This window comes from Nonomuraea sp. NPDC051941, from assembly GCF_044593615.1.
This window is the reverse complement of record NZ_JBIUCF010000010.1, coordinates 210,203-236,697: the sequence shown is the minus strand read 5'-3', so window position 1 is coordinate 236,697 and position 26,495 is coordinate 210,203. Positions and strand designations below refer to the sequence as shown.

At 72.8% G+C, this 26,495-nt stretch carries 24 protein-coding genes and 1 pseudogene; 17 read left to right on the top strand and 8 right to left on the bottom strand.

Annotated features, from left to right (window positions below; translation table 11 throughout):
- Window positions 1-4: 4 nt before the first annotated feature.
- From ACIHFD_RS19465 to ACIHFD_RS19455, 3 genes are read right to left on the bottom strand one after another with little or no spacing between them, the layout of a single operon-like run.
- Window positions 5-844 carry an ABC transporter permease gene (locus ACIHFD_RS19465; RefSeq protein WP_397368108.1) on the bottom strand — a complete coding sequence of 280 codons (840 nt, stop codon included), beginning with the start codon at window positions 842-844 and terminating at the stop codon, window positions 5-7.
- A complete protein-coding gene (locus ACIHFD_RS19460; protein WP_397368107.1) occupies window positions 841-1,788 on the bottom strand; it encodes an ATP-binding cassette domain-containing protein in 948 nt (315 codons plus the stop codon). The genes ACIHFD_RS19465 and ACIHFD_RS19460 overlap by 4 nt, the downstream gene beginning before the upstream one ends.
- Window positions 1,789-1,836: 48 nt before the next feature.
- Window positions 1,837-2,703, bottom strand: coding sequence for a LysR family transcriptional regulator (locus ACIHFD_RS19455; protein WP_397368106.1), 867 nt, complete (start codon window positions 2,701-2,703; stop codon window positions 1,837-1,839).
- Window positions 2,704-2,773: 70 nt separating this feature from the next.
- Here ACIHFD_RS19455 and ACIHFD_RS19450 point away from each other — a divergent pair, with 70 nt between their 5' ends.
- A complete protein-coding gene (locus ACIHFD_RS19450; protein WP_397368105.1) occupies window positions 2,774-3,460 on the top strand; it encodes a gamma-glutamyl-gamma-aminobutyrate hydrolase family protein in 687 nt (228 codons plus the stop codon).
- A gap of 3 nt (window positions 3,461-3,463) precedes the next feature.
- Here ACIHFD_RS19450 and ACIHFD_RS19445 read toward each other — a convergent pair whose 3' ends face one another.
- Genes ACIHFD_RS19445 through ACIHFD_RS19430 form a run of 4 tightly spaced genes read right to left on the bottom strand, consistent with a single transcriptional unit; the run spans window position 3,464 to window position 9,693 of the window.
- A complete protein-coding gene (locus tag ACIHFD_RS19445; RefSeq protein ID WP_397368104.1) occupies window positions 3,464-3,673 on the bottom strand; it encodes an SRPBCC family protein in 210 nt (69 codons plus the stop codon).
- Complete coding sequence (locus ACIHFD_RS19440) at window positions 3,667-6,750, bottom strand: BTAD domain-containing putative transcriptional regulator (protein WP_397368103.1); 3,084 nt, start codon at window positions 6,748-6,750, stop codon at window positions 3,667-3,669. The genes ACIHFD_RS19445 and ACIHFD_RS19440 overlap by 7 nt, the downstream gene beginning before the upstream one ends.
- A 39-nt stretch (window positions 6,751-6,789) precedes the next feature.
- Window positions 6,790-8,121, bottom strand: a complete 1,332-nt coding sequence (locus tag ACIHFD_RS19435) for a serine hydrolase domain-containing protein (protein WP_350742624.1) — start codon at window positions 8,119-8,121, stop codon at window positions 6,790-6,792.
- A gap of 18 nt (window positions 8,122-8,139) precedes the next feature.
- Window positions 8,140-9,693 carry a hypothetical protein gene (locus tag ACIHFD_RS19430; protein WP_397368102.1) on the bottom strand — a complete coding sequence of 518 codons (1,554 nt, stop codon included), beginning with the start codon at window positions 9,691-9,693 and terminating at the stop codon, window positions 8,140-8,142.
- Between the two features lie 269 nt (window positions 9,694-9,962).
- Between ACIHFD_RS19430 and ACIHFD_RS19425 the strand changes: the two genes are divergently transcribed.
- The 6 genes from ACIHFD_RS19425 to ACIHFD_RS19400 all read left to right on the top strand — a co-directional run bounded on the left by ACIHFD_RS19425 (window position 9,963) and on the right by ACIHFD_RS19400 (window position 15,536).
- Window positions 9,963-10,673 carry a phosphoribosylaminoimidazolesuccinocarboxamide synthase gene (locus ACIHFD_RS19425; RefSeq protein ID WP_350742620.1) on the top strand — a complete coding sequence of 237 codons (711 nt, stop codon included), beginning with the start codon at window positions 9,963-9,965 and terminating at the stop codon, window positions 10,671-10,673.
- Entirely contained in the window at window positions 10,670-11,371 is a 702-nt protein-coding gene (locus ACIHFD_RS19420; RefSeq protein ID WP_397368101.1) for an SDR family oxidoreductase, read from the top strand. Before ACIHFD_RS19425 ends, ACIHFD_RS19420 begins: the two co-directional genes overlap by 4 nt.
- A 61-nt stretch (window positions 11,372-11,432) precedes the next feature.
- Entirely contained in the window at window positions 11,433-12,587 is a 1,155-nt protein-coding gene (locus ACIHFD_RS19415) for an NAD(P)-dependent oxidoreductase (protein ID WP_350742616.1), read from the top strand.
- The gene (locus tag ACIHFD_RS19410; RefSeq protein ID WP_397368100.1) at window positions 12,584-13,540 is read left to right on the top strand and encodes an HD domain-containing protein; all 957 of its coding nucleotides are present in this window, start codon (window positions 12,584-12,586) and stop codon (window positions 13,538-13,540) included. Before ACIHFD_RS19415 ends, ACIHFD_RS19410 begins: the two co-directional genes overlap by 4 nt.
- Window positions 13,540-14,742, top strand: a complete 1,203-nt coding sequence (locus ACIHFD_RS19405; RefSeq protein ID WP_397368099.1) for an MFS transporter — start codon at window positions 13,540-13,542, stop codon at window positions 14,740-14,742. The genes ACIHFD_RS19410 and ACIHFD_RS19405 overlap by 1 nt, the downstream gene beginning before the upstream one ends.
- Window positions 14,739-15,536 (top strand): HAD family hydrolase, encoded by a 798-nt coding sequence (locus ACIHFD_RS19400; protein ID WP_397368098.1) that lies wholly within the window; start codon window positions 14,739-14,741, stop codon window positions 15,534-15,536. Before ACIHFD_RS19405 ends, ACIHFD_RS19400 begins: the two co-directional genes overlap by 4 nt.
- Window positions 15,537-16,016: 480 nt before the next feature.
- On the opposite strand, the pseudogene ACIHFD_RS19395 reads toward ACIHFD_RS19400, so the two are convergent.
- Window positions 16,017-16,361 (bottom strand): annotated as a pseudogene (locus ACIHFD_RS19395) (sigma factor); the annotation flags it as partial.
- 257 nt (window positions 16,362-16,618) lie between these two features.
- On the opposite strand from ACIHFD_RS19395, the gene ACIHFD_RS19390 reads away from it, so the two are divergent.
- The 10 genes from ACIHFD_RS19390 to rsgA all read left to right on the top strand — a co-directional run bounded on the left by ACIHFD_RS19390 (window position 16,619) and on the right by rsgA (window position 26,482).
- Window positions 16,619-18,349 carry an L-aspartate oxidase gene (locus ACIHFD_RS19390; protein ID WP_397368097.1) on the top strand — a complete coding sequence of 577 codons (1,731 nt, stop codon included), beginning with the start codon at window positions 16,619-16,621 and terminating at the stop codon, window positions 18,347-18,349.
- Window positions 18,350-18,488: 139 nt separating this feature from the next.
- A complete protein-coding gene (locus ACIHFD_RS19385; RefSeq protein WP_397368096.1) occupies window positions 18,489-19,244 on the top strand; it encodes an SDR family oxidoreductase in 756 nt (251 codons plus the stop codon).
- Between the two features lie 164 nt (window positions 19,245-19,408).
- Window positions 19,409-20,200: a class I SAM-dependent methyltransferase gene (locus ACIHFD_RS19380; protein WP_397368095.1), complete on the top strand. Its 792-nt coding sequence runs from the start codon at window positions 19,409-19,411 to the stop codon at window positions 20,198-20,200.
- On the top strand, window positions 20,197-20,427 hold the full coding sequence (locus ACIHFD_RS19375; protein ID WP_397368094.1) for a hypothetical protein: 231 nt from the start codon (window positions 20,197-20,199) through the stop codon (window positions 20,425-20,427). Before ACIHFD_RS19380 ends, ACIHFD_RS19375 begins: the two co-directional genes overlap by 4 nt.
- Window positions 20,428-20,461: 34 nt before the next feature.
- Window positions 20,462-22,234 carry a ferritin-like domain-containing protein gene (locus tag ACIHFD_RS19370; protein ID WP_397368093.1) on the top strand — a complete coding sequence of 591 codons (1,773 nt, stop codon included), beginning with the start codon at window positions 20,462-20,464 and terminating at the stop codon, window positions 22,232-22,234.
- Window positions 22,231-22,785, top strand: a complete 555-nt coding sequence (locus tag ACIHFD_RS19365) for an alpha/beta fold hydrolase (RefSeq protein ID WP_397368092.1) — start codon at window positions 22,231-22,233, stop codon at window positions 22,783-22,785. The genes ACIHFD_RS19370 and ACIHFD_RS19365 overlap by 4 nt, the downstream gene beginning before the upstream one ends.
- 59 nt (window positions 22,786-22,844) lie before the next feature.
- Window positions 22,845-23,747 (top strand): RNA polymerase sigma-70 factor, encoded by a 903-nt coding sequence (locus ACIHFD_RS19360; protein ID WP_397368091.1) that lies wholly within the window; start codon window positions 22,845-22,847, stop codon window positions 23,745-23,747.
- Between the two features lie 168 nt (window positions 23,748-23,915).
- Window positions 23,916-24,623: a hypothetical protein gene (locus ACIHFD_RS19355; RefSeq protein WP_397368090.1), complete on the top strand. Its 708-nt coding sequence runs from the start codon at window positions 23,916-23,918 to the stop codon at window positions 24,621-24,623.
- 50 nt (window positions 24,624-24,673) lie between these two features.
- Window positions 24,674-25,162 carry an Ohr family peroxiredoxin gene (locus tag ACIHFD_RS19350; protein ID WP_397368089.1) on the top strand — a complete coding sequence of 163 codons (489 nt, stop codon included), beginning with the start codon at window positions 24,674-24,676 and terminating at the stop codon, window positions 25,160-25,162.
- A gap of 237 nt (window positions 25,163-25,399) precedes the next feature.
- Entirely contained in the window at window positions 25,400-26,482 is a 1,083-nt protein-coding gene (gene rsgA, locus ACIHFD_RS19345; RefSeq protein ID WP_397368088.1) for a ribosome small subunit-dependent GTPase A, read from the top strand.
- Window positions 26,483-26,495 lie beyond the last annotated feature (13 nt).

Here is a 26,495-nt window from a genome sequence, read left to right as displayed (position 1 = left end):
GCCGTCAGGCGCGGCGGCGGTAGGCGGCGACGGCCAGCGGGGCGAAGACGGCCAGGAACAGCGCGCCGGAGGCCAGCGTCCACCACACCGACGCCCCCGCCGGCCCGCCCAGCATCAGCGCCCTGGAGGCGTTCATGGCGTGGTTGACCGGGTTGATGTCCAGCCAGGCCTGCAGCCAGCCCGGCAGGGTGCTCTTCGGGGTGATCATGCTGGTGCCGAACGTCAGCGGGAACAGCACCATGAACGCCATCCCCTGCACCCCGCCGGGTTCGCGCATCAGCACCCCTAGCAGCACGAACGCCCAGCTCACGCAGAAGGCGAAGAACACCGTCAGCAGACAGGCCGCCAGCACCTCCAGCGGCCCGGTCCGCGCGCGGAACCCCAGCGCGAAGCCGAACCCGAGCAGCACCACCACCGCCACCAGATACCGGATCAGATCGCCGAGCATCGACCCGATGAGCGGGGCCGAGCGCCCGATCGGCAGGCTGCGGAACCGGTCGAACACCCCCTTCTTGATGTCGGTGTTGAGGCTGACGCCGGTGGCCATCCCGCCGAACAGCACCGTCTGCACCAGGATCGCGGGCAGCAGGAACTGCAGGTAGTCGTGGGTCGAGCCGGACACGGCGCCGCCCAGCAGGAACACGTAGATCAGCACGAAGATGATCGGCTGCAGGGTGACGTCCAGCAGTTGCTCGGGCGTGCGCAGCGTCTTGAGCACGCTGCGGCGGGCCAGGGCGAGGCTGTGGCGGGCCAGCCCGAACGGCCGCCGCTCGGGGCGCGCCGGGGCCGCCGGGCGGGCCGGCTGAGGGGGGAGCGTCCCCTCTCGTACGGCGATGGGGTTCATGCCGCGGCCTCCTGTTCGGTGTGGTGGCCGGTGAGGGTGAAGAACACCTCGTCCAGGCTGGGCAGCCGCAGCGACAACTCGTTGACGGCGACGCCGGCGGCGGCCAGCCTGGCGACGATCTCGGTGAAGGCGGCGTCGCCGTCCACCGGGACGGTGACGACGTCGCGGCCGGGCGATTCGGCGGGCCGGCCGGCCACGGCGGCGACGATGGCGGCGGCCTCGTCCAGCCGGGCGGGGTCGGCGGGGCGCACCAGCACGGTCTGGCCGCCGACGACGCGCTTGAGGTCGGCCGCGGTGCCGTGCGCGATCACCTTGCCGTGGTCGACGACCGAGATGGCGTCGGCCAGCGCGTCGGCCTCCTCCAGGTACTGGGTGGTGAGCAGGACGGTGACGCCGTCGGCGACCAGGCGGCGGACGATGGCCCACACGTCTTCGCGCTTGGCCGGGTCCAGGCCGGTGGTGGGCTCGTCGAGGAAGATCACGTCGGGCCGGCTGACGAGGCTGGCGGCCAGGTCCAGGCGGCGCCGCATGCCGCCGGAGTACGTGCTCGCGCGCCGGTCGGCGGCCTCGGCCAGGCCGAAGTCCGCCAGCAGCCGGGCGGCCGTGGCCTTGGCGTCCGCGATGCGCAGGTCCAGGAGGCGGCCGATGAGGACGAGGTTCTCGGTGCCGGTCAGGTCTTCGTCGACGGAGGCGTACTGGCCGGTCAGGCCGATGAGGCGGCGCACACGGGAGGCGTGGCGGACGACGTCCAGGCCGCTGACGGTGGCGCGGCCGGCGTCGGGGCGCAGCAGCGTGGCCAGGATGCGCACGGCGGTGGTCTTGCCGGCGCCGTTGGGCCCGAGCACGCCCAGCACCGTGCCGGGCGGGGCCGAAAGGGTGATGCCGTCCAGGGCGGTGGTCACGCCGAAGCGTTTGACCAGCCCTTCGGCTTCGAAGGCGTTCATGTGACGCATCGTGGGAGGTGCCGCTGTCAGCGCGCGCACAGATCGCTGTCAGCCGGACAGGACGGCGGCCAGGTCGGCCGCCGGGCCCGGGGGCAGGGCGCCGTGCAGCAGCTCGACGCGGTGCACCAGCCGGGGCGCGGCCAGCGGTACCCCGCACGCGGCACCCGACAGGGCGGAGGCGGGCAGCAGGGTCAGGCCGTGGTCGGCGGCGACCAGGTTGAGCACGGTGTGCACGTTGTCCCCGTGATAGTCCAGCCCCACCGGGAACCCGTCGCCCACCAGGTCACGCAGCCGGGCCAGCGGGCACAGCGGGGTCTGCAGCCAGCGCGCGTCCACCATGTCGGCCAGCGCCAGCGCCGCCCGCCCGGCCAGGGGATGACCGGCGGGCAGGGCCACGACGAGCTCCTCCTCGCTCACCCCGACGGCCGTCATCGGCCCGGCGTCCAGCAGGCGCAGCGGGTCGGACGGGGCGGCCAGCCCGTCGGCCAGGCCCAGGTCGGCCCGCCCTTCGGCGACCATCGCGACGGCCTGGTCGCGCCCGCAGGTGTGCAGGCTCACCTCCAGGCGCGGGTTCCCGGCACGCGCCCGCGCCAGCCGGGCGGCCACGACGGGGTTGACGGCCAGCGGGGTGGCGGCCAGCCGCAGCCGGTGCCCGGGCCGGGCGGCGGCGCGCAGCACGTCGGCGCGGGCCGCGCGGTGGCGCAGCAGCAGCGGCCCGGCGTGCTCCAGCAGCCGCCGGCCGGCCTCGGTGGGCTCGACCGGGCGGCGCAGCAGCAGCGGCAGGCCGAGGTCGGCCTCCAGCGCGGCGATCTGCTGGGAGACGGCCGACTGGGTGTAGCCGAGCTCGGCGGCGGCCGCGGAGAACGAGCCGTGCCGGGCGACGGTCACGAACGTGGTCAGCAAATGAGGATCCATCAGTGTTGCTTATAGCAGGTCCAGAAATCATCGTTGGCGCTTAACCAGGGGTGGCCCTCAGGATGAGGGCATGAAAATCGCCCTTGTGGGGGATCGATCCCCCAGTGTTCGTTCGCATGTCCGGATCCCGCTGGTCGTCGAGGCGCTGCGGGAGTGGGACGGCATCGCGCTCGACCCGTACTGGATCGCCACCACCGACGTGTCCGGCCTGGAGCGCTTCGACGGCATCTGGATCGTGCCGGGCAGCCCGTACCGGGACGAGGAGGGCGCCGTGGAGGCGGCGCGCGTCGCCCGCGAGCATCGGATCCCGCTCCTGGGCACGTGCGCCGGGTTCCAGCACATGCTCCTGGAGTACGCGCGGCACGTGTGCGGGCTGGACGTGGCGCACGCCGAGAACGAGCCGGACGCGCGGGAGTTCCTGCTGACGCCGCTGGCGTGCTCGCTGGCCGGGCACGAGGGGCGGGTGCGGATCTCGCCCGGGACGCTGATGGAGCAGATCATGGGCGAGTCCGTCACGATGGAGTCCTACGTCTGCTCCTACGGGCTCAACGAGACCTACACCCGGACGCTGGCCGAGCACGGGCTGGTGTTCTCGGGGCACGCCGACGACGGGGCGGTGCGGGCGGCCGAGCTGCCCGGTCACCCGTTCTTCCTGGGCACGCTGTTCCAGCCGGAGCTGTCGGGGGACGGGCGGCGCGCGCACCCGGTGATCTCCGCCTTCGCCGCCGCGGTGGCCCGCCAGGCGGTTCACGCCTGACCTTCACGGGTTCAGGCGCGGCGCCTGGGTTCCCGGGGCCAGCAGGGCGGACAGATTGTGCAGCGAGTGGCGCAGGAGGGCGACGCCGACCTGGCGGGCGTCGGTCATGAACATCCACTCCCGGTGCCGCGGCCAGTCGGTGATCAGCGCGAACACCTGCTCCGGCGGCGCCGGGACGTGCACGGCGGCGCCCGCGTAGACGTACCTCACCATGGACCTCCGGTGGCCAGCTCAACGGCACGGGCGCGGTCGAGAGCGCGGCCGCGGGCGAAGGCCGCGGCGAAGTCCTCCTCGCCGAGGTCGTCGCGCAGGCGCGCCGCCACGCGGGCCACGTCGGGGTTGGCGGCGTCGGGCGCGCCGCGCAGTTGTTCGGCGGCGCCCAGCGCGGTGGCGCCCGGCAGCAGGTCCCCGCGCGCCGCGCACAGCTCGGCCACGGCCACCGCGACCCGCGCCAGGACCGGCATGTCGGCCGCCGCCGTGACCAGCTCGGCCGCCCGCTCCGCGTGGCGGGCCGCCGCCTGGTGGTCGTGCGTGGCCACCGCCAGGTGGGCCTGCCCGACCAGCAGCAGCGCCCGGAACTGCGGCGCGATCGCCGTCCCGTCCTCCATCGCGTGCCCGACCGCGGCGTAGTAGCGCTCGGCGGCCCGCAGGTCTCCCTCCTGGCGGGCCAGATGGCCCAGCTCGACCTGCGCGAACGCGACGTTGCGGGCGGGCGTCTCCCGGCCCTCCGGCGCGTCGATCAGCCCTCGCAGCACGGCCCTGGCCCGCTCGACGTCCCCTTGGCGCACCAGGATGGAGGCCTGCCAGACCCGCTGGTGGGCGACGTCGGCCTCGGGGTTGAGCTCGAGCAGCAGCCGTACGGCCTCGTCCATCGCCTCCAGCCCCTGGCCGAAGTCCCCGAACACGGCGTGCGTCTCGGCCAGCGACGTCAGCGCCATCGACAACCCCCACCGTTCGCCGGCCTGCCGCAGCTCGGCGCAGCCGGACAGCAGGTCGGCCCGCGAGCCGGCCATGTCGCCGCCGTTCTCCTTCAGCGCGGCCCTGGTCACGTAGAGCATGCCGCGCGTCCACGGGTCGGGGTGGGCCAGCCGCTGCTCGATCACGGCGAAGCCGAGCTCGGCGTCGTCGGTGAACAGCGCCAGCGCCGGCTGCAGCATCGCCAGCACCGGATGCCCGGCCTCTTCCCCGTCCTGCAGGCTCGCGGCCCGGCGCAGCTCGCGCGCCGCCGAGGCGACCATGGTGTGGCCGCCGTCAAGGCTGGCGTTGATGATGTAGACGGCGCTGGCGATCAGCCGCTCCCGCGTGGGCGTCTCACCGGGTACGTCCAGCGCCCGCCCGATCCAGCCGGCCGACTCGGCGCGGGTGCCGCGGATGGTCCAGAAGATGCCCATGGCGGCGGCCAGGCGGATCGCGGTGGCGGCGTCGGCGCTGTCGACGGCGTGGTGCAGCGCGGCCAGGATGTTGTCGTGGTCGGCCAGCAGGCGGGCGATCCAGGCGAGCTGGTCGCGGCCGCGAAGCCGCGGCTCGGCGTGTTCGGCCAGGTCGCGGAAGTAGGCGGCGTGCCGGGCGCGGACGGCGGCGATGCGGCCGTCGGCGGCCAGGCGTTCGAGCCCGTACTCCCTGATGGTCTCGAGCATGCGGTAGCGGCCGTCGTCGGCGGGCTGGACGAGGGATTTGTCCACCAGAGCGGCGACGAGGTCGAGGCTGCCGCCGACGTGTTCGGCCGCGGCCAGGTCGAACCCGCCGGCGAAGACCGCCAGCCGCTCGGCCAGCCGGCGCTCGGGGCCGTTGAGCAGGTCCCAGCTCCAGGCGACGACCGCGCGCAGCGTCTGGTGGCGGGGCAGTGCCGTACGGCTGCCGCCGGTCAGCAGCAGGAAGCGGTCGTCGAGCCGGGCGGCCAGCTGCCGGGGCGTCAGGGTGCGCAGCCGGGCGGCGGCCAGCTCGATCGCCAGCGGCAGCCCGTCGAGGCGGCGGCAGATCTCGGCGGCCACGGCGGGTTCGATGCTCAGGCCGGGATTGATGGCGGCGGCGCGTTCGGCCAGCAGCCGCACGGCCGGTTCGGGCGGCAGGGGCGGCACGGGGCTGAGGGTCTCGCCGAGGATGCCCAGGGGTTCGCGGCTGGTGGTCAGGACGCGCAGGGCGGGGCAGCGGCCCAGCAGCTCCTCGGCCAGGTGGGCGGCGGCCTCGACGAGGTGCTCGCAGTTGTCGAGCACCAGCAGGACCTGCCCGGCCGACAGGGCTTCGACCAGGGCGGCGGTGGTGTCGACCGGGCGGATGGGGTGGCCGGTCACCCGGTGGTTGCCCAGGGTGGCCAGCACGGCCTGGGGCAGGTCGCCGGGGTCGGTGACGGGGGCCAGCTCGACGAGCCAGGCCGCGCCGCACTCGCCCAGGAGCTCGGCGGCGACGGTGGTGGCCAGCCGCGTCTTGCCCGCGCCGCCGGGGCCCACCAGGGTGACCAGCCGGTCGGCGCGCAGTTGCCGGCGGACGCGGGCCAGCTCGGCGTCGCGGCCGACGAAGCTGGTCAGCGGGGCGCGCAGGTTGGTGCGCGGCGGGCGGGGCGGCTCGGAGCGCAGCACGGCCAGGTGGATCTCGCGCAGCTCGGCGCCGGGGTCGGCGCCGAGCTGGTCGGCCAGGTGGCGGCGGCACTCCTCGTAGGCGGCCAGCGCCTCGGCCCGCCGGCCGTCGGCGTGCAGCGCTTGGACGCGCAGGGCGTGCAGGCGCTCGCGCAGGGGGTGGCGGGCGGCCAGCTCGCCGAGCTCGCTCGCCAGAGCCGCCAGCCCTCCTGGCGGTTCTCGCGGTTCCGGCCGGGTGAGCAGGGCCAGCTCGGCCTCCGCGCGGTCCTCGACGGCCGTCAGGCGGGCCTCCTCCAGGCGCGTGGCGTACCCCAGCGCGAACGGGGCCGCCGCCACCTCGCCCAGCGCGGCCCCCCGCCACAGGCGCAGGGCCTGCTTCAGCAGCTCGGCCCTGACCGCCGGGTCGCCGTGCTGCCTGGCCCTGGCGGTGAGCCGGTCGAACTCGCCCGCGTCGGTGTCGGCCTCCAGCCGGTAGCCGCCCGGCACCGACACCAGCGCGCCGGCCTCCGGCAGCGCACGGCGCAGGCGGGAGACCAGCGACTGCAGGGCGTTGCCGGGCTCGGCGGGCGGCTCCTCGGGCCACAGGTCGGCGGCCAGCTCCTCGACGGTGACGGCGCGACCGGCCGCCAGCGCCAGGCGCACCAGCAGCCGGCGCAGCCGGGCGCCCCCGACCGCGGCGGACTCGACCTCCAGCGGCCCCAGGATCGCCACGCGCACACGACCATGCTGCCACCTCCGCGGCGGCGTGCCCGTCCCTCAGGCGTGCCAGTCGCCGGGCCCGCCCGGCACCGGCGCCTGCGGGTCGTACGGGGTGCGGGTGAAGATGAACGTGTTGAGGTCGAGGTGGTCGGCGGCCACCCGCAGCGTCTCCCCGGCGTAGTAGCCGTCCAGCCCCAGCCACGTCCCGTCGGCTTGCGGCACGAACCGCGAGGCCCGCCCGCCGCCCCCGACCGGCTCCAGCGACAGCCCGCGCTCGGGCAGCAACCGCAGCGTGTACGGCTTGGGCCCCCAATGCCACAGCCCCGTCAGCGCCAGCAGCCCGGGATCGGCGGCGACCGGCTGCCACTCGTCCGGCAGGCGCGGCTCGTACTCCTCCAGGATGTCCAGCAGGTCGGTCAGCAGCGAGCCGTTCATCCCCGAGGTGGTGTTGGCCATGAACAGCACCCCCACCCCGTCGGCCGGGTCGGCCCACACCGTGGCCAGGAACCCCGGCATCGACCCGGAGTGCCCCGCCAGCCGCCGCCCGCCGGGGCGCGACAGCTGCAGGCCCAGCCCGAACCCGACGGTCCAGGAGTCCCCGTCGTCCACCCCGACCGGCTCGCGCATCTCGGCCAGCGTGTCGCCGCACAGCACGCCCGCGGTGTCGCCGCCCAGGAACGCGGCCCATCGCGCCAGGTCGTGCGGCGTGGACCACAGCTGCCCGGCCGGCCCCATTGCCTCGGCGTCGTGCTCCGGCTCGGCCAGCACCACGTCGGCGTACGGGTGCACGGCGTATCCCGTGGCGTGCGGGATGCGCGGCCGGGCGGTGGTGTCGTTCATGCCGAGCGGGTCGAGCACCTCCGACTGCAGCGCCTTGAGCCAGGTGGTGCCACGCAGCCTGCCCACCAGCTCGCCCAGCAGGGCGAAGCCGACGTTGGAGTAGTGGAAGCGCCGCCCGGGCCGGTGCTTGAGCTCGTCGGGCCCGAGCCGCTCCAGCAGCTCGGCGACGGGGACGCCAGGGGTGCGCTCCCACCAGGCGGTGGGCGGCTCGGCGGTCAGGCCGGCGGTGTGCGACAGCAGCTGGGCGATGGTCAGGTGACCCAGCGGGGTGCCCGGCAGGTGCGCCTCCAGCGGGTCGGACAGCCGCAGCGCGCCCTCGTCGCGCAGCCGCATGACCACGACGGCGACCATGCTCTTGGTGATCGACCCGATCCGGTACTGGGTGGCCTGGGTCGGCGGCGCGCCGTCCACCCGGCCGCGCCCGCCGAACCACGCCGGCCTCCCGTCCCGCACGATCGCCGCCGCCAGCGACGGCACTCTGCATTCGGCCTGTTCGACGGCCAGCCTGCGCAGCAGAGCGCGCGCCGTCGCCTGTCCCACCTGGCTCATGAGCGACAAGATTAGCCGCTAGATGAGCACCAGCTGCGGGCCTATCAGCTCACCTTGGTGCGGCTGCGGGTGGGCCTGGTCGTGGTAGTAGTGCCCGGCGTACCAGACCACGACGTTGGTGCCGTCCAGGCTCTCGCCGTTGAGGAAGCGGTTGAGCGCGGCGCGGTCGCGCGGGCCGGGGTTGCCGTCGTCGAGCTCGCGGGGGTGGTGGCGCAGGAACCACAGGTCGGACACGCCGTAGGCGTCGGCGGTGCCGTCGAACTCGCCGGGGTGGATCTGGTAGCCGCGGCCCGAGGACTTGTCGCGCACCTGCCAGTACAGGGCGGGGTGGCGGCGTTTGCGGGAGGTCTCGCGGATGATCGGCACGGGTTCGGGGATGATCGAGCCGGTGTCGTCGATCTGCTCGACCACGTCGTTGCCGGAGCCCTCGATGTCGAAGTCGAGCCGCCAGTAGGCGTGGTGGCGGTGCACCATGCACGTCATCGGGTTGGCGGTGGCGGCGAACCCGAAGCGGGGGCTGATGTCGCCGTTGTCGGCCAGGCGCCAGTCGCTGGCGTAGCGGTACCAGCCGGCGGCCAGCTCGCTGACGATCCGCAGCTGCTCGCCGTCGTAGTGGAAGGCCACGCCCTGGAAGTTGCCGGCGTCGGTCGAGGGGCGTTCCAGGATGGTACGGGGCGGGCTGTCGCACAACCGCCACCCCCAGCCGACCGGGTCCGTGCCGACCGCGTTGAAGCGGGTCTCGAAGCTGGCGTCGTCGCGGAAGGTCGTGCCCTCCTCGTACTCGACGTTCAGGACGGGCACGTGGGCCTGCCGGAGCACGAGCCGGCCGCGGTAGCGCACGTCGCGCAGCTCGACGCCGCCGCCGACGCCGGGGTTCTGCGGGGCCGAGGCGCGCGGGCGCACCACCAGCAGGTTCCACAGCTCGGTGGAGCCGCGGTGCACGCGTACCCGTACCTGGTCGGGGCCGCCGCGGTCGGCCAGCGCGTCGACGCCCTCGGGAACGCTGTGCTCGCAGTCGTGGTGCATGCGCACGTTGATTCCGGACGGCGTCCAGTCGACGGCGCGGTTGACCAGGTCGACGGCGACGACGCGGTGGCGCAGCCCGGTGGGCTCGCCGGGGGTGTAGACGCCGAGGGTGGGGCGGCGCACGGTGGTGCCGTCGGGGTTCTCCAGGTCGGCCAGCGGCGGCATGGGCCGGTAGACGACCACGTCCTCGCCGGCCGGGAAGCCCGGGTCGGCGCGCAGGATCTCGGCGGCGGCCGCCAGCTCCTCGCGGCTGGGCTGCGGCCGGTAGGCGCTGGGGCGCAGCTCGGCGCGTTCGGGCCGGTCGAGGGTGCCGCGCAGCTCGACGGCGCGGTTGCCGACCGGGTCGAACACGGTGGCCTGGAACGGGGCGTTCTCCCCGGGGTCGTGGCCGAGGCCGGGCGCGAAGGCCACGGTGAGCCGCTCGGGGTCGGCGACCTCGAGCGCGGCCAGCGCGTCCGGGTGCTCGGCGACCGCCTGGCGCAGCTGCTGCGCGGTCAGGCCCGCGCGGGGAACCGCTTCGATCGTGACGCGTACATCGTCGCTCATGGGCTGTCTCCTCGGCACGGCTGGTCGGCAAGGGCCGCTGGTGCGTTATCGGGCCGAGACGCCGCGACGTTAGCCCGCCGCGGCGATCCTGAGGCTCATGCGGCCCCACCGCTTAAAGAGGATATCGACGCGTATTTCGCTTATCCGTTGAGGCGAAGGCAGGCGAGAATACAAATAGTCTGATCTGTGAATATCTCCGGAAAGGGCTGAAGATTTCCCGGCTGAATTATGCTTGACATCGCCAGTCAGAAGAATGACCATGCTGTTCTGTGACCCCTCCAAAGAATGGCATTACCGGGCCGCCTGCCGTCGAAGGTCGCAGCAAACGGATCTGGCGGCGCGACGACGGCACCTGCATGGTCGAACTGATCCCCAGCCTGCGCAGCTACACCTTCGACCGCGACGAGCTCGTGCCGGCGACCGCGCGCCTGCGCCTCGACTTCTACGAGCGTGCGGCCCGCGCGCTGCACGCCTCCGGCATCCGCACGGTGTTCAGGGAGCGGCTCGGCGAGACCACCTATCTCGCCGACTACGTGCCGGCTCCGCCCTTCGAGGTCATCGTCAAAAACCGGTCCGTCGGATCGACCGTCCGCAAGTATCCCGGCCTCTTCCCCGAAGGCCATGTCTTCCATCCGCCGGTGGTGAAGTTCGACTTCCGGATCGATCCCGAGGATCAGCCCATCGGCGAAGACTATCTGTGGGCCTACGGAGTGGATGTCGAGGAGTTCCGCCGCATTGCCCGAGAATGCAATGACTGCCTCCGCAAGTGGCTGGAGCCGCTCGAACTCTGGGATTTCTGCCTGATCATCGGCCCGAGGTCTGAAGGCGATCTCACCATCAACTCCGAAATATCGCCCGACTGCATGCGGCTGCGCGACCGCCAGGGCAACTCTCTGGACAAGGACCTGTTCCGGCAGGGGGCCGGCCACGAGCACATCGTCTCCGTCTGGTCCGAGCTGGTCGGCAGGCTCCCGGCATGACCGAGGCGCACCGCCCGGTCGCCCTCGTGACCGGGGCGAACCGGGGCACCGGCCTGGCCATCGCCGCGGAGCTCCACGCGGGCGGCTGGGACGTATGGGGGCTCAACCGCACCTCGGCGGGGCAGTCCTGGCTTCCCGAAGCCCGGTGCGACCTGGAGTCGGCCGATGCGGTGACAGCCGCCGTCGAGACGGTCGCGCGCCGGCGGGGGCGCATCGACGCGCTCGTCGTCAACGCGGTGGCGCGGTCACTGGGCAGGATCGGCACGCTCAGCCTGCCCGACTGGCGGGCCGCGTTCGACGTCAACATCGTCTCCGTGCTGCCGCTGCTCCAGGCGGCCCTGCCGTACCTGCGCCCGCGCAAGGGCAGCATCATCCTGATGGGCAGCCATGCCGGGAGCCGCTACTTCGAGGGCGGCGGGGCCTACTGCGCCAGCAAGGCGGCCCTGAAGGCGCTGGCCGAGGTGCTCCTGCTGGAAGAGCGACCGAACGGGGTCCGCACCACGCTGATCAATCCCGGCGCGATCGCCAACGAGATCGGTGACGACTCACCGTTCAAGCTGTCGACGTCCTCTGTCGCCCAAGCCGTGCGGTGGGTTGTCGAAGCACCCGCCGACACCGCGATCGGCGAGATCGAACTGCGCCCGGCGCACCTGCCCGCCATGGCCGTGACCGGCCTGAACCGGCTCCAGGCGGTCTGAAGCCGCCCGCCCGGCGTCGAGCCGCGCCGCAATCTCTCCATCTCTCCGAGGGGGACCTCCCATGACATCGATTCTCGAGCGCCAACCCCTGCCCTCACGCGCCGGGCACGCGTCGCGTGCCTGCGACCTGCCCGTGCTGCGCAGCGCCCAGGCCGACTGGCCGATGCCGCCCGCCCGCACGATCCTGATCGCGCACCTGCTCGACACCGCGGTGCCGTACGTGCGGTCGCTGAGCCGATCCACCGAGCTCGCCCAGATCGTGCCGGTGCCCTACAGCGCCCAGCCGGAGGCGCTGTCGCTGCTGGGAGACCTTCCGGTGAGCATGCCGGCCTCGATCGAGGAGGTCGGGCCCATGGCGGTCGCCGCCGCCCAGCGGGCCGCGCGGCAGGGCGGGCCGCCCGTGATGATCCAGGAGGTCGGCGGATACTGCGCCGGGGCGGTGCGGGACCTGGCCGGGGTGCCGGGCTTTCGCGGCATCGTGGAGGACACCAAGCAAGGACAGTGGCAGTACGAGCGCGCCGCGCCGCTTCCCCTGCCGGTGTTCACCATCGCCGACAGCCCGCTGAAGGCCCTTGAGGACGTCCAGGTCGGGCGGTCCGTGGCCTACAGCGTCGAACGCCTCCTGCGGCTGCGCTTCTACCGGCTCCTCAGCGAACGCCGCGTCCTCGTGCTCGGCTACGGCGGGATAGGAACGGCCCTGGCCGAGCACCTGCGGCGCACCGGAGTCCAGGTCGCCGTCTACGATCCCGACGACATCCGGATGTCCGCCGCCCTGGTGCACGGATTCCGCGTGGGCCCGCGCCAGGACCTGCTCTCCTGGGCCGAGGTGATCATCGGTGTCTCCGGCCACCGCGCCCTCACCACGGCCGACGTGCCGCACCTGCGCGACGGCGTCGTGCTGGCCAGCGGGAGCTCCAAGCAGGTCGAGTTCGACGTCAAGGGCCTGCGCCGCGCGGCGTCGACGTCGGCCGAGGTCGACGAGGTGCTCGAACTGCGGGTGGCCGACCGCACCGTCTATCTGCTCAACGACGGCAAGCCCGTGAACTTCATGGAGCACAGCATCCTCGGGTCGGTCCTTGACCTGGTCTACACCGAGCTGTATTTGTGCACGCGTGAGCTGGCCAGGCAGACCTGGGCGCCGGGGCTGCACCGCCTCGACCCGCGGCTGCAGCAGGAGCTGGCGCAGCGCTGGCGTGAGGAGTACGGACAGCGGTGAATGCGATTCTCGAGAAGGTGCGGGCCCGCGTGGTCGTCGACTTCGCGACCGCCGATTCGGCCCACGACATCGGCCACGTCGACCGGGTCGCCGCCCTGGCGGGCGAGATCGCGGCCCGGACGGGCGCCGACCCGTTCATCACGCAGGTGGCGGCGTACGTCCATGACTACCACCGGGTGGAGGAGGCCCGGCAGAACCGGCGGCCCATCCGGCCCGAGGACGCCTGCGCGGCCGTGCTGGACGTGCTGGAGGGGTGCGGAGTGCCGCAGGACTGGCATCCGCCGATCCTGCGCGCGGTCGAGCTGACAGGCCGCTACCGCTTCGCCGAGGAGGAGCTCGACGACGGGTGCGCGATCGCCGCGGCGGTGCACGACGCCGACAACCTCGACGCGATGGGGGCCATCGGCATCGGCCGGGCCTTCGCCTACGGCGGGCTGCTCGGCGAGCCGCTGTGGGACCCGGCGACCGCTCTCAAGGAGGTCTACCAGGAGGGCGAGACCTCGTCGGTGCTGGCCCACCTCTACGAGAAGCTGATCCGGCTGGAGCAGGACATGCTCACCGAGCCCGCGCGCCGGATGGCGGCCGACCGGGCGCTGCTGCTGCACCGGTTCGCCGCCGGGTTCCGATCCGAGTGGGACAGGGGGCAGGCCGCCGGCTCGCGGGTCCGGTGGGACTCGCGCACTCGCTTCCTGTCAGTGGAGGAGCCCCGCCCTGACGCCGAGGAGCCGGTCGTCCGGGTCGGCTTCCGCGGGCCGGTCTCGCTGACCTTCGACGAGCAGGGGCAGCCGACGGCGGTCCAGTTGCTGGACGCGCCGGACCTGCTGGCCACCGACGGGCGGATCGTCCTGTCCCAGGGCCGGCCGCACCACCGCATCGAGGGGATCGCGGACATCGAGCTGCAACTGCGCAAGAACCGACCGGTGGCGCTCCATCTACACCTGCGGGGCGAGTGATGGGCTATTTCAGCCTGCTCCAGGCCCCGTACGTGACCCGGCTGCTGCTGGGGACCCTGGTCGGGAGGCTGCCCAGCGCGATGGCGGCGCTGGCGATCCCGCTGGTCCTGCGGCAGGCGGGCGCGAGCTACGACTTCGTCGGCCTGGCCGCCGGAGCGTTCGCCATCGCCGCCGCCGGCGGCGGCCCGGTGCTCGGCCGGCTGGTGGATCGGGTCGGCCAGGTCCGGGTCCTGGTGCCGGCCGCCGTCGCGGCCGGCGCGGGCCTGATCGCGATCGCGATGGCCCCCTCCGAGCCTGTGGCCGTGGTCGCGGGCGCCCTCCTGGCGGGGGCGGCGACCCCGCCGCTGGAGCCCTGCCTCCGGGTGCTGTGGCCTGATCTTGTTCCGCCCGCCCGGCTGGAGTCGGCCTACGCCATGGACTCGGCCTCCCAGGAGCTGGTCTTCGTCGGCGGTCCTCTGGTCGTGGCCGGCTGCGTGGCGGCCGGGTCCGCGGCGGGCGCCCTGTGGGTGGGGGCGCTGCTGGGCCTGCTGGGCGTGTTCGTGGTCGCCACCGCGTCGCCCGCCCGCGAGTGGAAGGCGCCGGTCCGCTCGCCCGACTGGCTCGGGCCGCTGCGCAGCCGTGGTCTGACCGTGCTGCTGGTGAGCCTGACCGGGGTGGGCGCCGCCATCGGCGGCCTCAACGTCCTGGTGGTCTTCTACACCGAGCACCGTTACGTGGCGGGCGGGGCGGCCACTCTGCTGGCGTTGAACGCCTTCGGCGCCCTGGTCGGGGGTCTCGGCTACGGCGCCGTGCGCTGGTCGTCCTCGCCGCCGCGGCGGACGCTGTTGCTGACGGTCGGGCTGGCCGCCGCGTACGCGTTGCTGTGCCTGGTGCCGTCCCCGCCGTACATGGCCGGCCTCATGATCCTCACCGGGCTCTTCCTCGCGCCCGTGCTGACGGCCGCGTTCGTCCTGGTCGGGAAGCTCGCGCCGGCCGGTACGGTCACCGAGGCCTTCGCCTGGCTGGTCACGCTGATGACGACGGGGATCGCCCTGGGATCGACCGCGGCGGGCCTCGTCCTGGAGCATGCCACGGAGTCCTGGGCCGCGTCCGTCGGGGTGCTGGGCGTGGCCGTGGGCGTCGTCGTCCTGGCGGCCGGGCAGCGGTGCCTCGCGGTCGGGAGCGCCGACAGCGCCGACGACCCCGCGGGCGCCGCCGTATGACGCGGATCCAGCTGGTCTGCACGGATCTGGACGGGGTGCTGCTCACCAGCGCCGGTGGCCTCAGCCACGACACCAGGAAGGCGCTGGCCGACGCCCGCGCCGCCGGCCTCCAGGTCATGGTCGCCACCGGGCGGCCCACCCGGGACGCTCTGGACTGGGCCCTGGAGGCCGGCCTCCGGGGCCTGCTCGCCTGCAGCAACGGCGCGGTGATCTGGGACACCCGCACCGAGCGGGTGCTGTTCGACCACTGCTTCACCGCCGACCAGCTCAGGCAGGTCTTCGTCTGGGCCGAACGGTCGGTGCGAGGCGGTGTCCTGGGCCTCGACACCGAGCACGAGCTGGTGCTGCAACCCGGCTTCGCCGACCTGGTGCCCGACTGCTGGCCCCACACCGTCTCGGCCGACTTGATCGGCCGCGCCACTGGCGGCAACCGCGCGGTCAAGGTGCTCCTGGCCCACCCCGAGCTGTCGGCGCCCCAACTCGCCGACGCGTTCGCCGGCCAGGCGGTCACCGGGCTGCGGGCCACCTTCTCGACCGCGCACTTCCTGGAGATCTCGCCGGAGCACGCGAACAAGGGCGAGGCCCTGCGCTGGGCGGCCGCGCACCGGCGCATCCCCCTCACCGCCACGGCCGCCGTCGGGGACATGCCCAACGACCTTCCCATGCTCCGCGAGGCCGGCCTGCCCGCGGCCGTCGCCAACGCGCACCCCGAGGTCAAGGCGGCCGCCCGTATCCTGCTGCCCAGCAACGACGACGACGGCGTGGCCTCGCTGATCCACGCCATCCTGCGCTGACCGCTTCTGGAGACGCCGATGCCGCAGCTGGAATCGGCCGGGCCCGCTGCCTGGAGGCCATTGCGCGCGGGCTCGTGCCGGCCGGGCAGTGCGTCGTCCCTGTGCCCCCTGAGATCGACGCCAAGGTGGCGCACGCCTACGTAGCCCTCGCCAACCGGGCCCTCGCCAACCGGGCCCTCGCCAACCGGGCGAGATGACGTGTTTCAGCGGTGCGGAGGCTCGGCTGTTCGTGCTCGCCCAGGCCACGCCGAGTCCGCTCCAGAGCCGGGAGGCCCGTACGGCGCCGTCGGAGTAGCCGATCACGTCGGCGGCGAAGAGCTCTTCGAGTGCGGTCATGTCGCCGGAGCGGGCGGCGGCGACGAAGGCGGTGAGGAGGCGGCGTTGTTCGGCTTGGGTGACGGGGGTGCGGCGGGCGATGAGGACGCGTTTGCGGGCTCTGCTGACGAGCTGGCGTACGGCGGGTTCGTTGAGCTCGAGGATGTCGGCGATCTGCCGGTAGGGGTAGTCGAACGCCTCTCGCAGCACGTAGGCGCCGCGTTCGGTGGGAGAGAGCCGTTCCAGGAGCAGCAGGACGGCGAACTCCAGGGCTTCGGCGCGTTCGGCGCCGAGGTAGGGGTCGGCGGCGGTGTCGACGGGCTCGGGCAGCCAGGGGCCGAGGTAGGTTTCGCGGCGGACGCGGGCGGACTGGGTGGCGTTGATCGCCAGCCGGGTGGTCGTGGTGGCCAGGAACGCGGCGGGGTCGTCGACGGTGGCGCGGTCGTAGGCCTGCCAGCGCAGCCAGACGTCCTGGACGAGGTCTTCGGCTTCGGTGACGCTGGCGAGCATCCGGTACGCGATCCCGAACAGGCGTGGTCGCACACCGGCGAACACCGCCGCCGCCTGCTCCAGATCGGCCACCGCCATCGCCCCCTGCTCCGGCGTCCCCCTCGCCGGAAGTGCGATTCCTCGACTGCTACCCCCCGGACAGCGGGGACAGGCCGGTGGCCAGGTACAGGCCAGGAAGATTCTTCCTGTCACAAATCGCGGCACTACCCGGTCTTGCTCCCGTAACGGCTTCCCATAGACGCTGTCAAAGGAGCACCATGCACTCACCAGAGCACCGGATCGCCACCTCCGTCCTGGTCATCGGCACGGGAGGAGCCGGGCTGCGGGCCGCCATCGAGCTCGCCGAGCGCGGGGTCGGCGTCCTCGCGGTGGGCAAACGGCCGAAGGCCGACGCGCACACCTCCCTCGCGGCAGGCGGCATCAACGCGGCGCTGGCCACGATGGACCCCGAGGACAGCTGGCAGCAGCACGCGGCCGACACCCTCAAGGAGAGCTATCTCCTCGCCCATCCGCAGACGGTGCAGATCGTCACCGAGGGGGCGGCGCGGGGTATCGAGGACCTCGAACGCTGGGGCATGCCGTTCGCCCGCGAACAGGACGGGCGCATCTCGCAGCGCTTCTTCGGCGCCCACACCTACCGGCGCACCGCCTACGCCGGCGACTACACCGGGCTGGAGATCCAGCGCACCCTGATCAACCGCGCGGCGCAGCTCGATGTCCCCATCCTCGACACCGTGTACATCACGCGCATTCTCGTCCGCGACAACGCGGTCTTCGGCGCGTACGGGTTCGATCTGACCGATGGCAGCCGTTACGTCATCCATGCCGACGCGGTGATCCTGGCCGCCGGGGGCCACACCCGGATCTGGCGGCGTACCTCCTCGCGCAGGGACGAGAACACCGGCGACTCCTTCCGCCTCGCCGTCCTGGCCGGCTGCCGGATCCGCGACGCCGAGCTGGTGCAGTTCCACCCCTCCGGTCTCATCGCGCCCGAGAACGCGGCCGGCACCCTCGTCTCCGAAGCCGCCCGGGGCGAGGGCGGAATCCTGCGCAACCAGCTCGGCGAGCGGTTCATGTCCAGGTATGACCCGGAGCGGATGGAGCTGTCCACGCGTGACCGCATCGCCCTGGCCGCGTACACGGAGATCAAAGAAGGCCGCGGGACCCCGAACGGCGGCGTCTGGCTGGATGTGTCGCATCTGCCACGCAAGACGATCATGACGCGGTTGCCGCGCGTCTACCAGACGCTCCTGGAACTGCAGATGCTCGACATCACCAAGGACCCGATCGAGATCGCGCCGACCGCGCACTACTCGATGGGCGGCGTCTGGGTGCGGCCCGAGGACCACGGCACCGGGGTCGACGGCCTGTACGCGATCGGGGAGGCGGCCAGCGGCCTGCACGGCGCCAACCGCCTGGGCGGCAACTCGCTCATCGAGCTCCTCGTCTTCGGCCGCATCGTCGGTCAGGCGGCGGCCGAGTACTCCGCGGGCCTCGACGCCCAGCGCCGCTCGGCCGAGGCACTCGACGCGGCACAGGCCGAGGTGGACGACCTCCTGGCCGCGGACGGCCCCGAGAACGTACGCGCGCTGCAGCGGACCCTGCGCGACATCATGACGGAGCACGCCGGCGTGGTGCGCGACGAGGGCGGCCTGCGCAAGGGCCTGGCCGAACTGGCCGCGGCGGAGGCGCGCATCGCCGACGTCGGCGTGCATCCGGACCTGGCCGGCTTCCAGGACCTGGCCCACGCCTTCGACCTGAAGTCCGCGGCGCTGGCCGCCCGCGCGACGATCGAGACCGCCCTCGAACGTCGCGAGACCCGCGGCTGCCACAACCGCTCCGACCACCCCGAGCTCGACCCCGCGCTGCAGGTCAACCTGGTGTGGTCCGGTCCCGGATCGGTGGCCAGGGAGGCCATCCCGCCCGCTCCCGCCGAGATCGCGGCGCTCATGCGCGAGGTCTCAACCGCCGGAAAACTCGTCGAATAGCACCGGCGGCCTTGACGAGGTCTTCATCCAGAAAAAAGGAAAAGATTTCACGGCTGCTGTCACAAGCCCGAAGGCTGCCCTGTCTTAGCTGACGACCGGTCGGCACGTGGGTGCCCCGGCGCAGAAATAGGGGGCACCAATGAAGGTCGTCGTGGTCGGCGGGACGGGCCTGATCGGGTCGAAGGTGGTGGCCAAGCTGGGGGAGCACGGTCACGAGGCGGTGGCGGCGGCGCCGAGCACCGGTGTCAACACGCTGACCGGTGAGGGGCTGGCGGAGGTGCTGGCGGGCGCGCAGGTGGTGGTCGACGTGTCGAACTCGCCGTCGTTCGAGCCTGCGGCGGTGATGGAGTTCTTCGAGACCTCCACGGGCAACCTGCTGGCCGCGGAGGCGGTGGCCGGGGTCGGTCATCATGTCGCGCTGTCGGTGGTGGGCACGGAACGGATGCCGGAGAACGGCTATTTCGCGGCGAAGATCGCTCAGGAGCGGTTGATCGAGAAGTCGGGGATCCCGTTCTCGCTCGTGCACGCGACGCAGTTCTTCGAGTTCGTACGGGCCATCGCGGAGGAGGCCGCGGACGGCGACACGGTGCGGATCGCGCCGGTGCGGTTCCGGCCCATCGCGGGTGAGGAGGTCGCCCAGGCGGTCGGCCGGGTCGCGGTGGGGCAGCCGCTGAACGGCCGGGTCGAGGTGGGCGGTCCCGACGACGTCCGGATGGACGAGTTCTTCCGCGACGCGCTGGCCGCCTGGGGTGACCCGCGCACGGTGGTCGCCGACCCGCAGGCTCGTTACTACGGCAGCGTGCCGGGCGAGCGGACGCTGGTGCCGGGCGAGGGCGCGATCCTCGGCACCATCCACTACCTCGACTGGGCCCGCCGGAACGCCGCCGGCAAGTAGTGCGGCCCAGGCAAGAGGGGTTGTTCCAGGTGCGGCGGCGACGCGGCGACCAACGGGCCCGGCCGTCATGCCCGGCATCCGGCCCGAGCCTCGACGACTGCCATGACGGCGACCGGACGGCCGGCGGGCGACGCACGCGCCCGCGACGGGACAGGAGTTACGCAGTGACCGCATCGGCGATGGTCGCCGAGTTCGATGACGTCGCCGGCTGGACCGCCGACGCCGTCGAGCAGCTGGGGGAGCGGCACGCCATACCGGCCGCCTGCCGCGGCAGCGCGAGTCCGGCGGCCCTGGCCTGGCTGGCCGAGGCGTGCGAGCTGTCGGCCGGCATCACGCTGCTGGACGTGGGCGCGGGCGCCGGCGGGCCGGCGGCCTGGGCCGCGGAGCGGTTCGGGGTCCGGCCGATCCTGCTGGAGCCGATGCCGGCCGCGCGCCGGGCCGCCGCCCGGCTGTTCGGGCTGCCGGTCGTCGCGGGGGACGGGCGACGGATTCCGCTCCGTACGGGGTCGGCCGACGCCGCCTGGTGTCTGGGGGTGCTGTGCACCGTACAGGACAAGGCCGCGGTGCTCGGCGAGATCCACCGGGTGCTGAAGCCCGGCGCCTCGCTGGGGCTGCTGGTGGTCGTCGCCCGGGGCCCGCAGCTCCTTCCGGTGCCGGACGGCAACCACTTCCCCACCCAGGGGGAGCTTCTCGAACTGCTCGCCGGCGCGGGATTCGAGATCGTCGAGCAGATCGACCAGCCCGGCGGGGCGCCGCGGTCCTGGTCGCGCCGCGCCGAGCAGGTCGCCGCGATGATCGCGAGCCGCCACCGGGCCGAGCCCGCGTACGCGCTGGCGGCTGACCAGGGTGAGCGCTTCACCCGCCTGTTCGCCTCCGGCCAGATCGTTGTACGGCTGATCCACACGGTCAGCCGGTCTTCCGGACATCCACTCAAGCCACGCATGGAGGAAAGATGAGCGTTCCCAGCGGCGAGGACGACTTCCTGTACGAGCTCCAGATCGAGGTCGAGACGGAGGTGACCCTGGTCGAGTCGAGCCATCCGGAGGAGGTCGCCGAGCTGCCGGTCACCGAGTGGCTGTTCGACCCGACGGACGCCGAGCGCGAGGAGATCGGGCTGCGGGGCCTGCTCGACGCGGTCGAGGCGCTGGAGGACGGCTCCCGGTCCGGCGATCACGTCGCGTGACACGCCTTCTTCCGGCAACCGAGTCAGGACACCGATGAAACACCTGGAACCCCAGCGAACCCGGATCGACACCCTCGAAAGCCTGCGCGAGCACCTGCAGTGGGCGATCGAGCTGGAACACGCGACCCTGCCGCCGTACCTGTGCGCGCTGTACTCGCTCGACCCGGAGCGCAACCCCGAAGCCGTCGAGGTCGTGGGCAGCGTCTTCGTCGAGGAGATGCTGCACCTGGCGCTGGCCGCCAACCTGCTCAACGCCGTCGGCGGCCGGCCGCGGCTGGACACGCCGGGGATGCTGCCGCCGCACCCCCGCCCCCTGCCCCACGGCTCGCTGGAGCTGTCCCTGGTGCCCTTCGGACCGGAAGCCCTCGAGATGTTCCTGCGGATCGAACAACCGGCACCGCCCGGCGCCCCGGCCGAAGCCGACGCCTACGAGACGATCGGCCAGTTCTACGCCGCCATCGAGGAGGGCCTACGCCACCTGTGCGAACGGCTCGGCGAACAGGCGGTCTTCACCGGCGACCCGGCCCGCCAGGTGAGCGCCGACCACTTCCGCCACACCGCCGGGCACCTGGTCCAGGTCGGTGACCTCGCCTCGGCGCTGGCCGCGCTGGAGGAGATCGTCGAGCAGGGCGAGGGCACCGCCCGCGGCGGCGTCTGGGACGGCGACCAGGACGTCTTCCACCCCGAACGCCAAGAAGTCGGACATTACTACCGCTTCCAGGAGCTCAAGCTCGGCCGCCGCTACCAGCGGGGCGACACCCCCCAGTCCGGGCCCACCGGCGAGACGATCTCGGTGGACCCGACCGGCGTACGTCCGATGCGCCACAACCCGCGGCTGTCCGACCACGAGCCGGGCAGCGCGATCAGGACCGCGCAGGAAGAGTTCAACCACACCTACTGTGCGGTCCTGCACCTGCTTGAACAGGCCTTCAACGGCAGCCCGAAGCTGCTCGGGGCCGCCACCGGCACCATGTACGCGCTCAGGGCCCAGGCCCAAGCCCTGATGGGAATGCCCGACGAAGACGGCACCACGGCCGGCCCGACCTTCGAGTACGTGCCGCCCGAGCTGCGCCGGTGGAGCGTCGGCGACCGGCAGCGGATCGTCGTGCTGCGCGACGGCCCGTACGTCGTGTACGGCGGCGTCCCTCTCAGACGCAAGCGCAAGATCGTCTCTGCCGAGAACAACGACGCGCTGACCTGGAAGACCGGCGAGCCCCTGGAGACCGAGGACACCTACGCGCTGTGCCGCTGCGGTCACTCGTCGTCGAAGCCGTTCTGCGACGGGACCCACGCCGTGATCGGGTTCGACGGCACGGAGAGCGCGGTCATGCGGCCGTACAAGGAGCTGCAGCACGTGCACGACGGGGTGGGCATCTCGGCCCAGCGGGTGGGGGAGCTGTGCGTCCATGCCGCCTTCTGCATCGGGCGCACCAGGCCGATCGCCGCGATGCTCGCCGACACCGGCGACAGCGACGTGCGCTCCACCGTCATGGGCCGCATCGACCACTGCCCCTCCGGCTCCTACAGCTACGCCCTGGAGCGCGGCGGCGAGACGATCGAGCCGGACCTGCCGCAGGCGATCTCGGTCCTGGAGGAAGAGGACGGGCTGGCGAGCGCGCTGTGGGTCACCGGCAAGGTGCCGGTCGTGCGGTCGGACGGCCGGCCGCTGGAGGCCCGCAACCGGATGACGCTGTGCCGTTGCGGCCATTCCGGCAACAAGCCGTTGTGCGACGGCACCCACCGGGAGATCGGCTTCCGCGAGGAACCCCAGCCCACCGAACTGAACGCAGGGAAGGTCCACTCATGAGCGAGCAGCCTGTCATCGTCCTGGTCGGCCATTCGTACGGCGGCATGGTGATCACGGAGGCGGCGGCCGGCAACCCGGCCGTGCAGGCCCTGGTCTACGTGGCCGCGTTCGCCCCCGAGCCGGGCGAGAGCGCGTTCCTGCTGTCGGGCAAGTTCGAGGGCAGCACCCTCGGCGGCGCGCTGGAGGCCTACCCGGTCGCCTCCGGCGGCAACGAGTTCCGCATCGCCGCGGACAAGTTCCACCACCAGTTCTGCGCCGACGTGGACGCCGGGGAGGCCGCCCTGATGGCCGCCACCCAGCGCCCGGTGACCGAACGGGCGCTCACCGACGGGCCGGCGGCGAGCGAGCCGGGCTGGCGTACCAAACCGTCGTGGTTCGTCCACGGCGAGCGCGACCTCAACATCCCGGCCGCGGCGTTGCGCTTCATGGCCGAGCGGGCCGGGTCGCGGGGCACCCGCGAGGTCGCCGGGGCCTCGCACGCGATCGCGGCGTCCCAGCCTGACGCCGTGGCCGCCGCCGTGCTCGACGCCGTCGGCCACGTACGGGGCTGAACGGGGCTCGCCCGGCCGGGGGACGGATCGATGTGGAGAGCTGAAGGCGTGGGGGAATCATGCAAGTGGGATCACTGAAACAGGCAAACGCACTCGAACGGGCCGCGTCCGCCTTCGTCGAGTTGCGCCCGCGGCTGTTCGGCATCGCCTATCGGATGCTCGGCAGCGCGGTGGAAGCCGAGGACGTCCTTCAGGAAGTCTGGTTGCGCTGGCAGAACACCGACCGCTCGACCGTCGAGAACCCTCCGGCCTTCCTGGCGTTGATCACCACCCGCCTGGCCATCAACGTCGCCCAGTCCGCCCGTTCGCGGCGCGAGGCCTATATCGGGCCCTGGCTCCCCGAACCGGTGGACACCAGCATGGACCCGACGCTGGGCGCCGAACGGGGTGAAGCGCTCGAACTCGCCTTCCTGCTGCTGCTCGAGAGGCTCACCCCCACCGAGCGGGCCGCGTACGTGCTGCGCGAGGCCTTCGTCTACCCCTATCCGCAGATCGCGGAGATCCTGCAGGTCAGCACGGTCAACGCGCGCCAGCTCGTGAGCCGCGCCCGTAAACGGCTGACCGCCGCACGGCGCGAGCCCATCGACAAGACGGAGCATCGGCGCCTCCTGGCGGTCTTCCTCGACGCCGCCCAGACGGGGAACATCGCCGCCCTCGAAGACCTCTTCGCCGAGGACGTCGTCAGCTCCTCCGACGGCAACGGCATCCGAGGGGCGGCGCGCTTCCCCCTGCTGGGCAGCCGCCGCGTGGCGAAGTTCCTGGCCGCGTACGCGCCGAGGTTCTGGCCGGGCGCCAAACTGACCTGGGTCGAGGTGAACGGGCGCGCCGGTGTGCTCGTCCCCCGCACCCGGACCGAGGTCACCCTGCTCACCATCGAGGCCTCGCCGGAAGGCATCCACCACGTCATGTGGATCGTCAACCCGGCCAAACTCGGCGCCTACGACCGCTCACGAGGGGGTTAGACGTTCGGCTTCTGTGGGGTGTCACAACTTGAGCGGCTGTCCTGTCTTAACTGCCGACTCCGAAAGAACAGAGGACATCGTGCGGACGACCTCGTTGCCCGGCGGCCACGCCGGCACCTTCACAGCGTGGATACAGGCCTGCTCTTCTGGCCGTGAGGGTGGCCGGACATGACCGACGTGAGCGCCGGGACGCTGGCGGAGATGCTCGACGAGCGGCAGCACCTGCTCGAGATCGCCTTGTGGATGTTCGGCTCGGAGAGCACGGCCGACCGGATCGTCCAGGAGACCTATCGCCGCTGGTACGCCCTCGACGACGAGGAACGCGCCGGCATCGCGGTGCCGCGCGCCTGGCTGACGCGGGTCGCCGGAGGCATCTGCCTGGAACTGCTCGCCGCCCCCGGCCCCCTGCCCGGACCGGGTACGCCCGGAGCGCCGTCCCCCGCCGCCCCGGCACCCCGCCCCCGGCCCGCCATGCGCCCGGCACACCAGCAGGCCAGGCCGGACCAGGCGATGCTCGTCCGGCACGACCGGGTCGCGCGCCGCTTCGCCGCGGCCTGCGACCTGGGGGACACGGCGGCGCTGCGGGCGGTCCTGGCCGCGGACGCGATCGTCGTCAGCGACGGTGGCGGCAAACTGCGCGCCCCCGTGCGTCCCACCTACGGCGCGGACGCGGTCGCCCGGTTCGTCACGTCCTTGCTGGCCGGCCGGCCCGGCACCGAAGTGGCCGTCGAGTCCGTGAACGGCCGGACGGGCCTGGTGCTGCGCCAGGCGGGCCGGGCAGTGGCGGTGGTCGGCGTGAGCGTCGCCGAAACCGAGATCACCGCGGTATGGATCGTCCTGAACCCCGACAAGTTGCAGCGCTGGCACCGCCCATGACCAGCATGCCCTCACCCCAGGCGCCTCGTGCGCCGCTGAAAGGCGGACCGGTGAACGAACCGATGCTGTCCACGGAGCACGACTACAGCGGCTCCACGTTCAAACCCCTCTATGTCACGCGTGTCGCCGTCAGCGGCGGCAGCTCCGCCCACGGCCGGGCCACCGGCCGGGCCCGCTCCGCCGACGGCACCCTCGACCTGCAGTTGCGGATGCCCGAGGAGCTCGGCGGCGACAACCCCGGCCCGAACCCCGAGCAGCTCTTCGCCGCCGGATACGCCGCCTGCTTCCACGGCGCCCTCAGCCTGCTGGCCCGCCGGCACCTCCTCGACCCCGCGTCGATCACCGTGGAGGCGAGCGTGGCCTTCGGCCGCGACCCGGCCGACGGCGGCTACCGGCTGAGCGCCGACCTCGTCGTGAACTGGCCCGGAGCCGACCCCGACCGGGTCACCCCGCTGCTCGCCCAGGCCACCGCGCTGTGCCCGTACGCCAAGATGACCCGCCAGGGCATCCCCGCCACCATCAACCTCGCCACCCCCTGATCTTTGCGGGGGGCCGCTCATGCTGCTACCTTGTCCAACGCAAGACACGTTCGTGACAACAGGAACTCTTCGAGGGAGGTGAGGTTAAATGACCGTCGTGGTGATGGCTGCCATCTGCGGCACTCGGTCCATCCTCACGTCCCCGGGCCTTGGCTGACCTTTCGAGGCGCCTTCCCTGGCACGGATGCGGCATGTCCCATCCGCCAAGGCCCCTTTTTTGCAAAGGGTTCCATTCCGTTGTCATTCGAGCATTCCTTTGACGATGGCCTGTCCGCGTACGGTTGGGACGCAGGGCTCGAACAGTCCTTCGCCTCCTACCGCTCCGCGAGGCTCATTCCCGCCCGCGTGGTCGGCGTCGATCGCGGCGCCTGCGACGTCATCACCGAAACCGGCCCGCTCCGGGCCCGCCTTTCGCTCCCGGCGGTGGCGGATCCGGTCGAGTCCCCGTGCACGGGCGACTGGGCGGCGCTGCGGCCCGGCCCCACGCCCGAACTGGTCGCGCTGCTGCCGCGGCGCGGTGTCATCGTCCGGTCGTCGGCGTCGCGTACCTCCTACGGCCAGGCCCTGGCCGCCAACGTCGACACGGCGGTCGTGGCCGTCTCGCTCGGCGGCCCGCTGAATCCGAGCCGGATCGAGCGGCTGCTGGCGCTGGCGTGGGAGAGCGGCGCCCAGCCCGTGATCGTCCTGACCAAGGCCGACCAGTCGGCCGATCCCGGCCAGGCGGTGACCGCCATCACCGAGCTCGCCCCGGGGGTGGAGATCATCGCCACCAGTGCCGCCACCGGCCAGGGCATGGACGCGCTCACCGCGGCGCTCACCGGCACCGTGGTCCTGCTCGGCCCGTCCGGAGCAGGCAAGTCCACGCTGGGCAACGCGCTGCTGGGCACCGAGGTCCTGGAGACCGGCGACGTACGCGCGCAAGACGGCAAGGGCCGCCACACCACGGTCCGCCGCAGTCTGGTCCCGCTTCCCGGCGGCGGCGTGCTGATCGACACCCCCGGTCTGCGGGGTGTCGGCCTCCTGGACGCCGACGAGGGCCTGCAGCAGGTCTTCGCCGACATCGAGGAGCTCGCCGAGCAGTGCCGCTTCGGCGACTGCGACCACGACTCCGAGCCCGGCTGCGCGGTCCAGGTGGCCATCGCCTCAGGTGATCTGAGCGAACGCCGCCTCGACAGCTACCGCAAGCTCCAGCGCGAGAACGCCTGGGCCAGCTCCCGCAGCGACGCGCGCCTGCGCGCCCAGCACGACGATCGCAAGAAGGCGATCACCCGCTCGCTGCGTGAGACCTACGCCTTCCGGGACCGGCAGCGCCGGTCGTGACCCGGGCGCGGGC

Excerpts from the sequence above, each read along its gene's own strand:
- ACIHFD_RS19465 (WP_397368108.1), bottom strand. The coding sequence starts at position 844 with ATGAACCCCATCGCCGTACGAGAGGGGACGCTCCCCCCTCAGCCGGCC.
- ACIHFD_RS19460 (WP_397368107.1), bottom strand. The coding sequence starts at position 1,788 with ATGAACGCCTTCGAAGCCGAAGGGCTGGTCAAACGCTTCGGCGTGACC.
- ACIHFD_RS19455 (WP_397368106.1), bottom strand. The coding sequence starts at position 2,703 with ATGGATCCTCATTTGCTGACCACGTTCGTGACCGTCGCCCGGCACGGC.
- ACIHFD_RS19450 (WP_397368105.1), top strand. The coding sequence starts at position 2,774 with ATGAAAATCGCCCTTGTGGGGGATCGATCCCCCAGTGTTCGTTCGCAT.
- ACIHFD_RS19445 (WP_397368104.1), bottom strand. The coding sequence starts at position 3,673 with ATGGTGAGGTACGTCTACGCGGGCGCCGCCGTGCACGTCCCGGCGCCG.
- ACIHFD_RS19435 (WP_350742624.1), bottom strand. The coding sequence starts at position 8,121 with ATGAGCCAGGTGGGACAGGCGACGGCGCGCGCTCTGCTGCGCAGGCTG.
- ACIHFD_RS19430 (WP_397368102.1), bottom strand. The coding sequence starts at position 9,693 with ATGAGCGACGATGTACGCGTCACGATCGAAGCGGTTCCCCGCGCGGGC.
- ACIHFD_RS19420 (WP_397368101.1), top strand. The coding sequence starts at position 10,670 with ATGACCGAGGCGCACCGCCCGGTCGCCCTCGTGACCGGGGCGAACCGG.
- ACIHFD_RS19415 (WP_350742616.1), top strand. The coding sequence starts at position 11,433 with ATGACATCGATTCTCGAGCGCCAACCCCTGCCCTCACGCGCCGGGCAC.
- ACIHFD_RS19405 (WP_397368099.1), top strand. The coding sequence starts at position 13,540 with ATGGGCTATTTCAGCCTGCTCCAGGCCCCGTACGTGACCCGGCTGCTG.
- ACIHFD_RS19400 (WP_397368098.1), top strand. The coding sequence starts at position 14,739 with ATGACGCGGATCCAGCTGGTCTGCACGGATCTGGACGGGGTGCTGCTC.
- ACIHFD_RS19390 (WP_397368097.1), top strand. The coding sequence starts at position 16,619 with ATGCACTCACCAGAGCACCGGATCGCCACCTCCGTCCTGGTCATCGGC.
- ACIHFD_RS19385 (WP_397368096.1), top strand. The coding sequence starts at position 18,489 with ATGAAGGTCGTCGTGGTCGGCGGGACGGGCCTGATCGGGTCGAAGGTG.
- ACIHFD_RS19375 (WP_397368094.1), top strand. The coding sequence starts at position 20,197 with ATGAGCGTTCCCAGCGGCGAGGACGACTTCCTGTACGAGCTCCAGATC.
- ACIHFD_RS19370 (WP_397368093.1), top strand. The coding sequence starts at position 20,462 with ATGAAACACCTGGAACCCCAGCGAACCCGGATCGACACCCTCGAAAGC.
- ACIHFD_RS19365 (WP_397368092.1), top strand. The coding sequence starts at position 22,231 with ATGAGCGAGCAGCCTGTCATCGTCCTGGTCGGCCATTCGTACGGCGGC.
- ACIHFD_RS19360 (WP_397368091.1), top strand. The coding sequence starts at position 22,845 with ATGCAAGTGGGATCACTGAAACAGGCAAACGCACTCGAACGGGCCGCG.
- ACIHFD_RS19355 (WP_397368090.1), top strand. The coding sequence starts at position 23,916 with ATGACCGACGTGAGCGCCGGGACGCTGGCGGAGATGCTCGACGAGCGG.